This is a genomic window from Pseudomonas sp. GL_090 (assembly GCF_057837765.1).
In genome coordinates, this window is record NZ_CM174452.1 from 4,733,345 (window position 1) to 4,747,562 (window position 14,218).

Annotated in this window: 12 protein-coding genes and 2 pseudogenes; 4 read left to right on the forward strand and 10 right to left on the reverse strand. The window is 56.7% G+C overall.

Annotated features, from left to right (window positions below; all coding sequences use genetic code 11):
- Positions 1-325: 325 nt before the first annotated feature.
- The gene (locus tag AC3ITA_RS21210; RefSeq protein WP_489278332.1) at positions 326-688 is read right to left on the reverse strand and encodes a hypothetical protein; all 363 of its coding nucleotides are present in this window, start codon (positions 686-688) and stop codon (positions 326-328) included.
- Between the two features lie 195 nt (positions 689-883).
- On the opposite strand from AC3ITA_RS21210, the pseudogene AC3ITA_RS21215 reads away from it, so the two are divergent.
- Positions 884-1,537: pseudogene (locus AC3ITA_RS21215) on the forward strand (type VI secretion protein); the annotation flags it as partial.
- Between the two features lie 160 nt (positions 1,538-1,697).
- Here AC3ITA_RS21215 and AC3ITA_RS21220 read toward each other — a convergent pair.
- The 3 genes from AC3ITA_RS21220 to AC3ITA_RS21230 form a co-directional block, all read right to left on the reverse strand.
- Complete coding sequence (locus AC3ITA_RS21220) at positions 1,698-2,768, reverse strand: aldo/keto reductase (protein WP_223434653.1); 1,071 nt, start codon at positions 2,766-2,768, stop codon at positions 1,698-1,700.
- A gap of 138 nt (positions 2,769-2,906) precedes the next feature.
- On the reverse strand, positions 2,907-3,293 hold the full coding sequence (locus AC3ITA_RS21225; RefSeq protein WP_223434654.1) for a carboxymuconolactone decarboxylase family protein: 387 nt from the start codon (positions 3,291-3,293) through the stop codon (positions 2,907-2,909).
- Entirely contained in the window at positions 3,290-4,714 is a 1,425-nt protein-coding gene (locus tag AC3ITA_RS21230) for an aldehyde dehydrogenase family protein (protein WP_223434655.1), read from the reverse strand. Before AC3ITA_RS21230 ends, AC3ITA_RS21225 begins: the two co-directional genes overlap by 4 nt.
- A 100-nt stretch (positions 4,715-4,814) precedes the next feature.
- On the opposite strand from AC3ITA_RS21230, the gene AC3ITA_RS21235 reads away from it, so the two are divergent.
- Positions 4,815-5,753: a LysR family transcriptional regulator gene (locus AC3ITA_RS21235; RefSeq protein WP_223434656.1), complete on the forward strand. Its 939-nt coding sequence runs from the start codon at positions 4,815-4,817 to the stop codon at positions 5,751-5,753.
- A gap of 11 nt (positions 5,754-5,764) precedes the next feature.
- Here AC3ITA_RS21235 and AC3ITA_RS21240 read toward each other — a convergent pair whose 3' ends face one another.
- Positions 5,765-6,205, reverse strand: a complete 441-nt coding sequence (locus tag AC3ITA_RS21240; protein ID WP_223434657.1) for an RrF2 family transcriptional regulator — start codon at positions 6,203-6,205, stop codon at positions 5,765-5,767.
- Between the two features lie 96 nt (positions 6,206-6,301).
- Here AC3ITA_RS21240 and AC3ITA_RS21245 point away from each other — a divergent pair, with 96 nt between their 5' ends.
- Both AC3ITA_RS21245 and AC3ITA_RS21250 read left to right on the forward strand, forming a co-directional pair.
- Positions 6,302-6,775: a nuclear transport factor 2 family protein gene (locus tag AC3ITA_RS21245; RefSeq protein WP_223434658.1), complete on the forward strand. Its 474-nt coding sequence runs from the start codon at positions 6,302-6,304 to the stop codon at positions 6,773-6,775.
- 10 nt (positions 6,776-6,785) lie between these two features.
- On the forward strand, positions 6,786-7,712 hold the full coding sequence (locus AC3ITA_RS21250) for an NADP-dependent oxidoreductase (RefSeq protein ID WP_223434659.1): 927 nt from the start codon (positions 6,786-6,788) through the stop codon (positions 7,710-7,712).
- Between the two features lie 462 nt (positions 7,713-8,174).
- On the opposite strand, the gene zapE is transcribed toward AC3ITA_RS21250, so the two are convergent.
- The 5 genes and pseudogenes from zapE to AC3ITA_RS21275 all read right to left on the reverse strand — a co-directional run bounded on the left by zapE (position 8,175) and on the right by AC3ITA_RS21275 (position 14,213).
- Positions 8,175-9,197 carry a cell division protein ZapE gene (zapE, locus tag AC3ITA_RS21255; RefSeq protein WP_223434705.1) on the reverse strand — a complete coding sequence of 341 codons (1,023 nt, stop codon included), beginning with the start codon at positions 9,195-9,197 and terminating at the stop codon, positions 8,175-8,177.
- Positions 9,198-9,438: 241 nt separating this feature from the next.
- On the reverse strand, positions 9,439-10,302 hold the full coding sequence (locus AC3ITA_RS21260; protein WP_489280815.1) for a methyl-accepting chemotaxis protein: 864 nt from the start codon (positions 10,300-10,302) through the stop codon (positions 9,439-9,441).
- A pseudogene (locus tag AC3ITA_RS21265) lies at positions 10,294-11,061 on the reverse strand (MCP four helix bundle domain-containing protein); the annotation flags it as partial. The pseudogene AC3ITA_RS21265 and the gene AC3ITA_RS21260, both read right to left, overlap by 9 nt.
- A 390-nt stretch (positions 11,062-11,451) precedes the next feature.
- Positions 11,452-12,582, reverse strand: a complete 1,131-nt coding sequence (locus AC3ITA_RS21270) for a methyl-accepting chemotaxis protein (protein ID WP_317850741.1) — start codon at positions 12,580-12,582, stop codon at positions 11,452-11,454.
- 29 nt (positions 12,583-12,611) lie between these two features.
- A complete protein-coding gene (locus tag AC3ITA_RS21275) occupies positions 12,612-14,213 on the reverse strand; it encodes a GMC family oxidoreductase (protein WP_223434661.1) in 1,602 nt (533 codons plus the stop codon).
- Between the last annotated feature and the right edge of the window lie 5 nt (positions 14,214-14,218).

Below are 14,218 nucleotides of genomic sequence, written 5' to 3' on the forward strand. Positions count from 1 at the left end.
ATATGATCAACATCAGATCACCACTCAGACCTCAAGACCCGCCTTCTTAAGTTCAGCTACATCCATTACTTCAAATAAAAGTCCAATTCCTGATGGCGAATTCTGTCAGCGTTATAACCCCACTCCATGATCATGTCATGACTAGTGTCGGAGGGGAGAGACGTTTCATAGACAAGCTATAAATAAGGACGATCCTTATACTTCCAGTTGTACTTACTTTTAAACACTCTCACCCGCAGATCTGTCAATTTTTTATGAGCGCCGACATTAAAACCTTTAGGGGAATTTGAGCATTATAGTTTAGCACCTCGCCGCTATCAAACCCTCACTCCCTCTCCTTAAGGACCCAATAGTCAAACGAGTATAAATTTTCTCCATCGGCTTTCGACAAATCCGACGTTTCAAATTTTTGAGTTCCCAACACAATCTGACACGTATCTAAAAATGTTTTCAATACATCTTGGTCACGTACTTCCATATGCCCATCAGAATGAAAAACATTCACATAAAGACTTAAGAATAATTTCAGATACCGCAACGAGGCTTTGTGAGAACACATAATATCTGGCAACGACGGAATTACAGCCATAGCCAGCGTAAAAATCTCTGGCATGCGATCTCTTATCACTGCACCTTCCCTTCGCAAGCTCCAGCAAAAACTCAATACTTTTAGTTTTTCCATCGCCATTAATTAACGATATGGCTTGCCAAAAAACAGGAAGAGACACGTATATTTTTTCTGTTTTCAAATCGACCGCATAAAGAATCACGTGGGTTCTTTAACTCAATTCAGCCCAATAGAGGAGCGTGCTCTCCTTAATGCCGCTCACGACAGGCACACCGTCTTTTTTAACGTCCTTGAAATGAGTGAGCATCTGGTGGGCCTGGCACGCCAAAGCAGCGCGGCGACGCCTTCATCAACAAGGTGCTGCGCCAGACCAGCAAGGCCGGGGTGAAGCTCGGCAAGGCTGCTGACAAGGTCGGTCAACGGCCAATGCTCGGCGTTTGAAGATCAAGCCGGGGCTGTTGAATTTGGCTAAAGCCGGGCCACGCTCGACCGCCGCGCACCTACGCTACATCGAGCGCGAAGGCGTCGATCGCCAGGGTGTGGGCCGGGTCACGCCTACGGCCCGGCGACCGACGCGGTGGACACTGCCGCCTTCGAGGAACGCGGGCGCGAGGATCGGCACCAGTTCTGTTTCATTGTCTCGCCGGAGGATGCCGAGCAGCTCGACGACCTGCGCACCTATACCCGGCACCTGATGGCGCGGATGGAGGCCGATGTGGGCACATGGCTGGAGTGGGTGGCGGTGGATCACTGGAACAAGGACAACCCGCATACGCACGTCGTCCTGCGCGGCACGAACGACACCGGCAAAGACCTCATCATCTCCCGCGACTACATCGCCGAGGGAATGCGTCACCGGGCGTCGAGTTGGCGACCGAATGGCTAGGACCGCGTACCGAGCTGGAGATCCAGCGCGCCATGCAGCGCGAAGTCGATCAGGAGCGGTGGACGGGCCTGGATCGTGTCTTGCACACTAGGCCGTGGACGGCTTAGTGCAAACAACGAGTACGACTTTGCTGGATCGACAGGGGATCTGGGCTAGAAGCGGTATAGCTGTGCTGGAGTTACGATCTACGGCGCGGACAAAAAGGAAACTCATCCCTGTGCTCTGTCGGGATCACGCGCGCGATTATTTCTTGTTCCCGACATGCACGGCATGGACAGGAGCGTAGCGCTGCCCGACTATCCGTTCCGGCGCGAAGAGGCTGCTGATATAGGTGATTTCGTCCGGGCTAAGGGCGACATTGGTCGCGGCCAGGTTTTCCTCAACATAAACGGCACGTTTCGTTCCGGGGATCGGAACGATGTCGAACGGTTGCAGCAGAAGCCAGGCAAGGGCTAATTGCCCCGATCGGCATCCCTTGCTTGCGGCGATGGCCTTGAGAGTTTCGACGGGCACGAGATTTGTTGCGAGGTTTTCCGGTTCGAATCGAGGGTTGGAGGCGCGGAAATCGGCTGCAGCGAAGCTTGCCCCGACCTGAATCACCCCCGTCAGAGACGAACGCCCCAGCGGGCTGAATGGCACGAATGTGATGCCGAACTCGCGGCAGGTTGGCAGGATTTCCGCTTCAACGCCACGCTCCCAAAGCGAGTATTCCGACTGAAGCGCGGTCAGCGGATGAACCCCATGCGCGCGGCGCAGTTGTTCAACCGACGCCTCGCTCAGGCCTATCGCCCGCACTTTGCCCTGCTCGACCAGACGGGCCATCGCCCCAACAGTTTCTTCGACGGGAATCTTGGGATCAATCCGATAGCAGTAATACAGGTCGATGGTCTCGACTCTCAGCCGCCGTAAGCTGGCCTCGCAGGCCTTTGTGACGTAGTCGGGACGGCCGTCAATGACGACATCCTTGCCGTCTTCACTGAGTCGAGCGGAGAATTTCGTGGCGAGAACCACCTCGTCGCGCCGGCCGGCGATGGCCTCGCCGATTAGTTGCTCATTGTGGCCGAACCCGCGGATTTCGGCGCCCAGGTTGACATCCGCAGCTCCATATATGTCTGATGCGTCCAGAAAATCGACGCCAAGATCGAGAGCGGCGCGGATCGTCGCGACCGACTGTGCATCGTCCGCCGGACCGTAAAATTGCGACATGCCCATGCATCCGAGACCGATAGGGCGTACGGCCAGCTCGGAATGACCCAGACGGACCCGCGCCGACCCCTCGATTGCGTCAGGCAAGTTATTGTCGTTGTTGCTCATCCGTCATCTCCATTGAAGGGGGGTACTTGGTCGCGGCGAGCAAAGGTGTACCGCTGGCTCTCGCTGCATGACCATGACTCCACCCGGCACAGGCTGTTCGATACCCATGCGGGAGGGAGCGGACCATTCGAACGGTGGTTACCGCTGATCGTCAGCGAGTTTTTCCAGTGCGGAAAATGCCTTCGCGGCGCTCCACGCGGCTGGAAAGCCCGCATAGGGAGCCGTCTGCACGATGGCCTCCTCGATCTCGGTCTGGGTCAGGCCATTCGTCAGGCCGACGCGAAGATGGTTCTGTAACTCCGCGGTCTGGCGCAGGGCGATCAGCACGGCGATCGTAACAAGGCTGCGCTGCTTGCGATCCAGCCCACCCCGTCCCCACACCTTGCCGAAGACGAACTCCAGCGACAGATCGGCGATGACAGCCTCCGCGCCGATCCCCTGAGCTATATCCTGCATTTCCGCCGCTCTGTCCGCCCCTCTCAATTCGGCGTAGATGCGGGTGCCTTCCGCATGTTCCGCCTTCATCCCGAGACCGCACCAAGGAGGGCCTTCGGCTCAAGATAGGCCTGGAGTCCGAAGACGCCATACTCTCGGCCAATGCCCGATTGCTTGAACCCGCCAAATGGCACCGCAGGATCGTGCGGGGCGCCATTTATGACGACACGCCCTGCCTCGATCTGGCTCGCCACCGCCCCTGCCCGATCCGGGTCGGAGGAGATGACATAGGCTTGCAACCCGTAGGGCGTGTCGTTGGCAATCGAAATAGCCTCTGCCTCATCTTCATAGGTCAGCAGGCACAAAACCGGGCCGAAAATCTCCTCCCTGGAGATCGTCATGTCATTGGTGACGTTGGCGAAGATGGTCGGCTTCACGAAGTAGCCGCCGAGACCATCGGGATGGCCTTCACCACCGGCAACGATGGTGGCGCCTGCCTCGACGCCGAGCCGAATGTAGCGCTGAACCCGCTCATACTGAGCCTGACTCACCATCGGCCCAATGGTCGTACTGGCGTCGCGCGGGTTGCCTGCCCTTATTTTCTCGAGGGCGATCTGTATCGCTGCTATCGCCTCATCAAGCCGCGAGGCCGGTAGGAGAATACGGGTGCCGGCAATGCAGGCCTGACCGCTGTTTGCGAAGCCGGCCTCCAGCGCCATGGGAATCGCCTTGGCGAAGTCGGCGTCGTCAAGGATGACCGTGGGCGACTTGCCACCGAGTTCCAAGGTCACGCGCTTTAGCGTGTCGGCGGCGCTGCGGAGGATCGACTTGCCAACCGCAGTGGAGCCGGTGAAGGAGATTTTCGATATGTCGGGGTTTGCGGTGATTTCTGCGCCCACAACATCGCCCCGTCCATTGACGATGTTGAACAGGCCGGCAGGCGCGCTTGCCTCATGCAGCGCTTCAAGTACGACCTGTGTCTGAGCCGCACTCATTTCGCTGGGCTTAATGACCGCTGTGCATCCAGCTGCCAGCGCGTAGGCGAGTTTGTTGCAGATGAAGCCGGCGTTGCTGTTCCATGGCGTGATCAGCCCGACCACGCCGACGGGTTCCATGATGACATCCGCCGTGCCTATCCGTTGCGTGAGGTTGAAACCTTCTAGAGTGCGCGCCGCCTCCATGAAGCTGCTCGATGCGTGAGCGGCCATCCAGGTCGATCGGGAGATTGGTGCGCCGTATTCCAAAATGATCGCGTCCAGCAGCGCGCCCTTCTTGGCTTCCATTGCGTCGTGAAGACGATGCAGCAAGGAAATACGATCCGCCTTCGTACTCCGCGACCACGCCGGAAAGGCGCGTTTTGCTGCGGCAATAGCGGCTTTCGCATCATCCACATCTCCCAGCCTAACGCGGCCGAATGCTTCTCCCGTCACTGGGTTGTGCAGATCAAATAGCTCGATTCCGTGCGGCACGACGAAGCGGCCGTCGATGTAGACGTGACTGAACTCTTGCATCTCTATATCCCCTTGCGTTGCACTAACACAAAATATAGCGTTTACCAATAATCATGAAAATCCGTATTATTCTTCATGAAGTGATGCAGGAATATGGATAATGCGCAAAATTGGAATCGTGGAACTTGAGGCGGCGATGGCGGTGGCAAGGCGGAAAAGCTTTCGCGCCGCGTCTGCCGATCTTGGCGTTTCGCCAACCGCTCTCAGTCAGACGATCGCAGGGCTCGAAGCGAGGCTAGGCGTCCGGCTGTTCAACCGAACGACGCGCAGCGTCTCCCTGACCAGCGCGGGCGAGCAATTTCTTGCCGATATCGAACCGGCTTTAGCCGCGATCAATCAGGCAGTTGAGACGGTCAATAGTCGTCGAGCCGAGCCGGTCGGGTCACTACGGATCAATAGTTCCGTTGGAGCCGCCCGTCGCATTCTTTCTCCAATCATCTTGGAGTTCATCCGTCTTTATCCCGAGATGCAGGTGGACCTGGTGACAGAGGACCGCCCGATCGATATCGTCGCTGAGGGTTTCGATGTGGGTGTTAGACCGGGCGATACGGTGCCTGCAGACATGATTGCTGTTCATCTAGAGCCAATGCAGGGATTTGCCGTGGTGGGATCGCCAGCCTATTTCGAGGGCAAGGCTCCGCCTGAGACGCCTCAGGACCTCCTGCACCACACTTGCATCCGCGCGAGAAACCCCAGCGGTAGCATGTATCGCTGGGAGTTTGAGCAAGATGGTCGGGGCATCACGCTTGATGTACCTGGTCAACTCACGCTTGACGATGCAGGCTTGATGCTGGAGGCCGTACTGGCAGGGGTGGGCTTGGCCTACATGGCCGAATGGTGGGTCGGCGAGAGCGTTCGCGAAGGGAAGCTTCGCCGTGTTCTGGACAGCTTCACCCCCTCGTCACCTGGGCTTTGCCTCTATTATCCAAGCCGCCGATATCAACCCGCTGGGCTGCGTGCCCTGATCTCGTTCATTGAAGAAGGGCGCCGCAAGAGCCTATCTGACCATATCGTTTCCGTATCTCAGCATGGCCGGTAGCGACTCTCTTTCTAAACGCGCTCCGTATCGAGGGTGCGAAGTTCCAAGAGGGCATCGGCCAGCGTCCGCCTATCCAACAGGCGCACCACCGACTCATCTACCTCGCCGGCCAAGTTCCCAAAGAATTGTTCGACATTGCAAGTAACGAGGCATCGATGAGGGATATCGCTACGTCCGGTCCATGCCCTCTTGTCCCCCAGAGAGGCCTTATAGATTTCGCCGAGTGTGATCGCGGCAGCGTCGACGCTTAGGCTCACTCCCCCACCTCGCCCCATGGTCGAACGAACAAGACCCGCCTGGATCAGGGGCACCAACAATCGCCTGACAAAGGTTGGATTGGAGTCGACCCCCTCGGCCAACTGAGCGGAACTCAATAGTTCAATGCCTTCGGTCTGAGCCAGAGCCAGGCTGAGCATCATCTGCAGCGTGGTCGGGAAACGGACATCGATCACAGTCTTCTCCTAGTACATTCGATATGTATCTTTTATTGTTGCATATAAAGATAAATATATCTAACATAGGCTCACATTTTCTCAAGGAGAGCTTCCATGTCCGATGAACGTGCAATTCAGGAGGTGCTGGCGCGATACGTCCGGGCCGCCGACAACCGAGACGGAGCGGCAATGAGCAACATCTTCCTGCCCGAAGGCAAGGTCGAGATGTTCTACAACAATGCAGGCACCCCCGAACTTCTTGGCCAGTTGGTCGGGCCGGAAGCTATTGGCGCAGCCGTTACCACGATGATGAAGCCGCATCCGCCGCGAGGGTGGAGCCATCACACCACCCATGACCCGATCATCGAAGTCAATGGCGATGCCGGGACGCTCGACGCCCAGTTTGTGGTGTTCAACGTCGTCGGTGCAGAAAAGCCTGAAGGCGGTTGGCCGGAAGGGGCTTCTGGCGCGCAAGGAACCATCGTCCCGATCGAGACGGGCTACTACCGGCCAATCCTGAAGAGAGTCGATGGGCATTGGATGATCGCGCACCACCGCATCTATCTCGATCTCCCGATGGCCTTTTAGGCGAAACAATATGAAAGGTGTTTTTTATAACCGCTTCGGCGGATCCGGGGTCCTCGAGTACGGTGAACTGCCGGAGCCGAAGCTGTCGCAGAACGCCGTGATGGTCCGGGTGAAGGCCGCGGCCATCAACCCGGCCGACATCGCGCTGCAGGCCGGTTTGGGCGAGAGCCTAATGGAGACTTGGTTTCCGGTCGTACCCGGATGGGATGTCGCCGGCGTCGTCGAGCGCGTAGGAGCCGGCGTGGTCGAATTCCGGCCAGGCGATGAAGTCATCGCCTATATGCATCAGGAAATCCTGCATAGCGGCACCTATGCTGAGCTTGTGAGCGTGCCGGTGGAACGCTTATGGCGAAAGCCAAAGAACGCTTCATGGAGCGAAGCGGCCGGACTGCCACTTGCCGGCCTGACGGCCTATCGCGCGGTGATTGATACACTGCGCGTGTCCGATGTGGACATCGTTCTCGTGCTCGGTGCCTCAGGAGGCGTCGGCTCGCTGGCGACCCAATTGGCGTTGGCGTCAGGCGCTACCGTCATTGGAAGCGCCTCTGCCCCACACCAAACCTATGTGAAGTCGATCGGCGCGGAACCCGTCATGTCCGGCGACTACGTTGCTGAACAGGTCAGAAAGCACGCTCCCGCAGGGGTGACGGCCATCGTGGATTGCGCCGGCCACGGCGCGTTGGCGAAGGCCATGGTTGCAGCGGCTCCGGGCGCGAGAATCTGCTCAATAGCGGATGGCGGCCCCGGGGTAACAACTGTGTTCGCCCGACCAGACACCGGGATTCTCGCTCGGCTTGTTGATCTTGTTGAAGCCGGGTCCCTCCGGGTGACGATTGCGACATCGTTTGCCTTGGCTGATGCTGCAATCGCTCAAGACGCGCTGAAGGCAAGGACCTACGGACCAGGAAAGATCGTCCTCGTTCCTGATGCCGCCTAGTGGGATCGGGCGTTACCGGACCTTGCTCGTGGGAGAGTCCACATCGAGAGCGACGATCACGCCGGCGGGAATTGCCGAATATGGGGCTGGTGATAAGTCAAACATTAAGATTTTGGATGGAGTGATGGTGTTAAAGCCAGTCCGCGATACGACTGCCATATCCTAATGTTTGAAGATTCAATCTAAACTAACCGATCGGGTGATCGCGGTAACCGAATGCGGTTCATAGCCAGGCGAGCGAGCGAAGTGAGAATACCCACTTACATCGACCTGACCGACACCACCTCCACAAACCTGAATTTTTTCTGGCAGTCTTAGTAGCTTCATGCTCTGCAACTAGAGAGCTCAGCATATAGGCCTCATGTACCATCTTTTGCATCTTGCCTTCAAATTCATCTCCCATCACTATGGCTGTTTTGCGGCTTACGGCGATCCATCGCTCGGGGTGCGTAATCGACAGTATCAAAGATTTACCCGGTCCATGCTTTCTGGTTCGAGTATCTGTAATTGCTGCAGCCGACTGCATGTCCGCGAGTAATCCAAAAGCGCGGTGGCAGTCAACAATGCCTGCGGACCTTCCTCGGTGATCAGAAATAACTCAATACCGCTGTCGTAGAGAATGTCGATTAAATTGAGAAAGCGCTGCTGAACGTCGATGCCCTCATCATCAAGGGTCGGTACGGCGGTGATGGCCAATCGTTTGAAGGTGCGGCTCAGCCAGAGAAAGTCGGCGCTGGAATGGGGCACGCGGCACAAGTCCTCAAAATCCAACCAAGCGGTTGCTTGCTGCCGCGCCCGCAGTTTCATGGGGCGATGATTTACCTCCACCAGCACGTTGCGCTCAGCCGACCAGTCGAATTTCAGTCGTCGCTCAACCCAGTCCGCCTGGGTATCAGCCGCGACCTGCGCCACCCCTCCCCAAACGTTGCCGCCCTCGGCGTTCAGCCGGTAATCTTTGCCACCGTCCAGATGATAGATGTTAAAGCGGCGGTCGATCATCTCGATGGTCGGCTTGAAGCGATCCCGGTAAAGAGGGTTCGGACACAGCGCTTGGGGAGCATAGTTGGAAGTGGCAACCATTCCGACCCCCTGATCTATCAGTTGCGCCAGAAGACGACCAAGTAACATCGCGTCACCAATGTCATGCACGTGAAACTCATCAAAACATAACAGTTTAGTGTCCGCTGCGATCTCGCTGGCGATAAGAACCAACGGATCGCGCTGACCAGTGATCTGTTTAAGACGCTCCAGAACGCCTTGCAAAAAGGCGTGAAAGTGCACGCGTCGCTTAGCCTCGAGCGGAGCAGCAGCGAAGAAGGCATCCATTACGAAACTCTTACCGCGCCCGACACCACCCCACAGATATACTCCATCTTTCGGAGCCGGTAACCAAACCCGCCTTTCACGTAGCCAATTTCCCAGCCACTTGTCGAGAAGTTTGATGGCGGCCCGCTGAGACGGGTCAGCGCAATAACCGCGAGCCATGAGCCGCGTCTCTATGTCCTGTTCGACTTGCGACACGATAAGTTCGCCTCCTCTTTGACGCTGCGTTGTAGAGTTTCACAAATCAACGAATACGAACTCCACTCTCCATGAAAGTAATTCAAAGCGGCATGCTGGCTAGCTTAGAGAGCCGCTTGAGTACGGACTCTCAAAGAGAGTTGTCTGCGAGGGCTGTAGTAATAGAACAACCCGAATCATTTACTCGTAAATTGATGTTTGACGCTCAGATCGAAAAGCGCTCTACGAGCCCGTGCATGTCGGCCGCCAGCCGGGAAAGCTCGGTACTGGCCACGGAGGTCTGCTGCGCTCCCGTGGCGCTGTGCACGGACAAATCGCGAATACTCGTCAGATTACGATCCACTGCATGCGCCACTTCGGCCTGCTCTTCAGAGCTCGCGGCAATGTGCATGTTCATCTCATTGATCTGGTAGATAGCATTGGAAATTTCCGTCAGAGCCGCTCCCGCCTCATGGGCGATCAACAGGGTTCCCTGAGCTTCCAGACAGCTATCTTGCATCGCATGAGTAACCTGCTCGGTACCCAAGCGGATACGCTCGATGATCTTCGCGATTTCGCCGGTCGATTGCTGGGTGCGGCCCGCCAGGGCCCGGACTTCATCCGCCACCACCGCAAATCCGCGGCCCTGCTCTCCGGTCCGCGCCGCTTCAATTGCAGCGTTCAGCGCCAGCAGGTTGGTCTGTTCCGCAATGGTGCGGATGACCTCGAGCATCTGGCTGATATCCTGAGATTGCGTGGCAAGATGCTGCACATCGTTGCTGGTGCTCTGGACGGTGGTGCTCAGTTTTTCAATGGCGGCAATGGTGTGCTTCACCTGATCCGAACCGGTGTGGCTCGATGCCCCCGACGAGCGTGCTGCCACAGAGGCTGAAGCCGCATTACGGGCCACGCCTACCACCGCGACCGCCATCTGGTTCATCGCGGTGGCGGCCTGTTCTATTTCCTGGTTCTGTCGAAGCAGGCCGCGGCTGGACTCGCCGGTCACCGCACTCATTTCTTCGGCAGCCGATGCCAACTGGGTCGAAGAGTCACCGATCAGGCGGATCGTATCGCGCAAGCTGTCCTGCATTGCCTTTGCCGATTTGAGCAACATTGAAATCTCGTCCTTACCTCCGATCGCAATATCGCTACGCAAGTTGCCACGAGCGATCGTGTCGTTGATCGACGACGCATATTTCAGCGGTAGGACAATACTGCGCGTAAAAAAATAAGCCAAGGCTAAAGTGACCAGCACGGCGACAAGTATCATTGCGATGATGAACTTAAAGCCGTTGTCATACGTTTGCGCGGAATCGATGCCAGAGCGGCTCACCTCATCGAGGTCCAGTTGTATCAATTGATCAAGAGCCTGCTGCATTTGCCTGGAAAGCGCCACGTGCTCGTCCAGCAGAGCCAGGCTCTCGGCGTTACGGTCTTGCTGGCTGTAGTCGATGCAGATGTCCGCCAGGCGACTCAGGCGCTGAATGCCATCGCTGACCACCTTGTACAGTTGCTGGCCATGGTCGTCAGTGACAAACGCGCCGTACTCCTGTGTTTGCGTGAGCAGTGTCGCACGCAAATCCCGGATGTTCTGGATGACGGTGTTCTTACTCTGCGCGTTGGGCTGGCCAGCAAGCCGTCGGCTTTCAAGCATCAGTTTCAGCACCGTGGCGTCGATCCGGTCGGCGGCGATGACGCTGGCCATCGAATGTTCTTCAACATCGATGGCGATGGTACGGATGGCGTGCAAGTTCCATAACGAAACCACACCCAGGACAATCAACAGCGAGGTAATAACGGCAAAACACAGCGCGGCACGAATTGAAACTTTCATATTTCTAAGCAACATCACATTCCCCTATAGGTAGAACTCCTCCACATAACTTCAATACCAGTGCCGTGATAGAGTCCTCAGCCAAAAAACAATCGACTAGACGAAGCAAACCCAGAGGGTCGTTAACATTATTAGTTAGTTCGTACCGCCTTTTATCCATCGAATTAATGCAGTTCTGGAAAACAACGACTATATTTCAACGCGGAATGAAGCAGGCGGCGCCTGAGGTCCATCACGATTTCCGGGGGGCGCGCGCCGTGTGGAGGGTCTATTACTTGAAGACAAAGTAATAGAAGAGCCAATAGCTTCATGAATATCCCAAAAGCTGCGCGAAACCTTGCCCGATCAACATGCGATTCCCCCAACCGTTCTATAAACCAAGTGCAACCCGCTCTTTGGCGGTTTTCAATTCACTGAAGAAATATCCACTTCGAGTTGCTGTGATGCTTGCGCCAGACTTTGGATGGACAGATTGTTGCTGCGAGACTTTCGCGCCATCATCTCTACCCGCGACGCTATTTCACCCGCCGCTTGGGTCTGGTTACCCAGCTCCTGAGAAATCTCTTCGACGAGGATGGCTGAACGGTGAGCACCTTCGCGGATATGGTCCATGGCGAGTCCCGCTTCCTTTGCCAGTGCGACCCCCTCATTCGCTCGCGTTACGGCTGCCTGCATACTGTCAACGACCTGCGTTGTATGGGTTCTGATGCGGTCGATCATGTCAGTCACTTCCTGGGTGGATTGCGCAGTCCTGGCCGCTAAATTACGAACCTCGTCGGCGACGACGGCAAACCCGCGACCGGCGCTACCTGCACGCGCTGCTTCAATGGCAGCATTCAATGCCAACAGGTTTGTCTGTTCGGCGATACCTCTGATTACTTGAATAATCGAATGCACTTCCTCGGAAGAATGTCCAAGGGCGACAATTCGGTTTGAAGACTGATTGACTGCCTGGACAATGCCTTCGACCCCTGCGATGACATTGGCGATCACCTCGCTTCCGTTATAGGCCAGTTGCTCCGACTGATTCGAAAGGCTCTTCGCGTTGTTAGCCTGCCCGGCAACAAGACTGATAGCGGTACCCAAGGAGTCCAGTGCCTGTGCCATTGTCACAGCGCCAGTCGCCTGGGCGCCGGTGCTATCAGCGATCGACAGGACCTGGTCATTCAATGAACGGGCCGATACCTGCAATGTTTGATCCTGTTCACAGCGTTGCATGCACCTCGCTCGCCAATTCACTTGGACATCCTGCAGCAAACTGACAAGGCGCCACTCGGCGCCGTGGTTTGCAGCAACGGGCTCCGGCCTGAAATCACCGTCGCCCATCGTCTGGGCCACGGCGACGGCGTGTTCACAAACCGCTAACAGCTTCGTCAGATACCGGTTCACCTCCCATGACATCACCAGCAATCCAATGGCCAGTACGGTGAAACCCCACCGGGCAAAACGCACGTCAGTGCTTAATGCACCGAATACGGCGACAGCCATCAGCGCCAGTGTCACAGCAGCCAGAACTCGCTTCGTTCGTATACTCATTCGAGATTTCCTGCGAGAGCGATGTACGTTCAGAACTGCTCGTTGGCCATCATCAGGGTGATGGCCCGGTCCGCCACGGCCATCACCGGTGCATTGGTGTTGGCACTGATGATGTTAGGCATCATCGAGGCATCAATAACTCGTAACCCCGACACACCTCTCACCCGCAGGTCGCCGTGAAGCACGCTCATAGGGTCATGATCTGCGCCCATTTTGCAGGTGCCTACGGGGTGGTAATTGCTCTCGGTGGTGCGTTTTAGGTACTCCAACAATGCTTCGTCCGTCTGCACTTCGATGCCCGGCTGAATCTCTTTGCGGATAATGCTGGCCAGTGGTTCTGTCGCAGCGATCGAACGCATGTATTTGAGCGCTTGCAGGAGGCGCGAACAGTCGCTGGGATCGCTTAGCCAGTTAGGATTGATTAACGGATCATCGCCAGGATGAGCCGAGCGTAAACGGACGGTGCCACGGGACAGCGGCTTGACCAGGTTGGCCATCAGGGTGAAACCATGGGTTATATTTTCTTCACTCTCCATGGGCCACATCACGCCGACGCCGTATATCTGCAAGTCGGGGTCCGACAGCGGATCCTGCAAGTTGACGAAGGCCATCGTTTCGGCGCCGTTCGAGGAAATTGGGCCGTCGTGAAACGCAAAATAACGCAGCGCGTTACGTATCGCCGGCCATCCTTTGTCCTCACCGTAATAACCATAGGCGCCGTTGGTGGTCATCGACAGCAATGCGGTGTTGTGGTCTTGCAGATTCTCCCCGACCCCCGGTAAATCAACTCGCACGTCGATACCATGCTGGCTCAGATGCTTGGCAGGACCGATGCCCGACAACATAAGCAGTTTTGGTGTGGCGAAAGCGCCGGCGGCCAAGAGCACTTCGCCGCTGACATGGGCCTGGTGCACTGATTGCTTGAGCTGATACTCGACACCCACGGCTCGATCATTGTCGAACAGGATCTTGTTGACGCGAGCGCCGGTTATGACCGTCAGCAACGGGTTGTCCAGGATCGGCTTAACAAATGCCGTCGATGCGCTGCTGCGCTCCCCGCGCCAGGTAGATGTCTGCAGGTAACCGACGCCGTACAGATCCCCGGCATTGAAATCGGACCTGAACGGCAGTCCCGCCCGCTGCATCGTGCGCACAAAAATATCGGCGGCTTCCACTCGGTAACGTGGATCCGAGACTTTCAATGGCCCCTCGGCGCCGTGTGCTTCGTTATCGAAACGCTGGTTGCCTTCCTGACGCTTGAAATAGGGCAACAACAGGTCCCAGCCCCACTGCGGTTGTCCGAGTGCCGTGTTCCAGCGTTCGTAATCCTGGCGCGAGCCGCGAGTGTAGGCCATGGCATTGACGGAGCTGCCACCGCCCATGACATTACCTTGCGGCACACGCACCACACGCCCGTTCATTCGTAGCTGCGGTTCGGATTCATACTGCTTGACGTAGGGACTTCCTTCGAAAAGCATCTTGAACGTCGCGGCTGGCATTTTCAGAAGCATGCTTTTGTCCACCGCTCCCTGTTCGAGCAATAACACTCGCTTGCCGTGGTCCACGACAAGGCGGTTTGCCGCGACGCAGCCGGAGCTGCCCCCACCGACAATGATGTAGTCGTATTTCATGTGAT

Bases quoted from the DNA above. Each gene is read 5' to 3' on its own strand.
- AC3ITA_RS21210 (WP_489278332.1), bottom strand. From the start codon at position 688: ATGGCGATGGAAAAACTAAAAGTATTGAGTTTTTGCTGGAGCTTGCGA.
- AC3ITA_RS21220 (WP_223434653.1), bottom strand. From the start codon at position 2,768: ATGAGCAACAACGACAATAACTTGCCTGACGCAATCGAGGGGTCGGCG.
- AC3ITA_RS21225 (WP_223434654.1), bottom strand. From the start codon at position 3,293: ATGAAGGCGGAACATGCGGAAGGCACCCGCATCTACGCCGAATTGAGA.
- AC3ITA_RS21230 (WP_223434655.1), bottom strand. From the start codon at position 4,714: ATGCAAGAGTTCAGTCACGTCTACATCGACGGCCGCTTCGTCGTGCCG.
- AC3ITA_RS21235 (WP_223434656.1), top strand. From the start codon at position 4,815: ATGCGCAAAATTGGAATCGTGGAACTTGAGGCGGCGATGGCGGTGGCA.
- AC3ITA_RS21245 (WP_223434658.1), top strand. From the start codon at position 6,302: ATGTCCGATGAACGTGCAATTCAGGAGGTGCTGGCGCGATACGTCCGG.
- AC3ITA_RS21250 (WP_223434659.1), top strand. From the start codon at position 6,786: ATGAAAGGTGTTTTTTATAACCGCTTCGGCGGATCCGGGGTCCTCGAG.
- zapE (WP_223434705.1), bottom strand. From the start codon at position 9,197: ATGGCTCGCGGTTATTGCGCTGACCCGTCTCAGCGGGCCGCCATCAAA.
- AC3ITA_RS21260 (WP_489280815.1), bottom strand. From the start codon at position 10,302: ATGCAGGACAGCTTGCGCGATACGATCCGCCTGATCGGTGACTCTTCG.
- AC3ITA_RS21270 (WP_317850741.1), bottom strand. From the start codon at position 12,582: ATGAGTATACGAACGAAGCGAGTTCTGGCTGCTGTGACACTGGCGCTG.
- AC3ITA_RS21275 (WP_223434661.1), bottom strand. From the start codon at position 14,213: ATGAAATACGACTACATCATTGTCGGTGGGGGCAGCTCCGGCTGCGTC.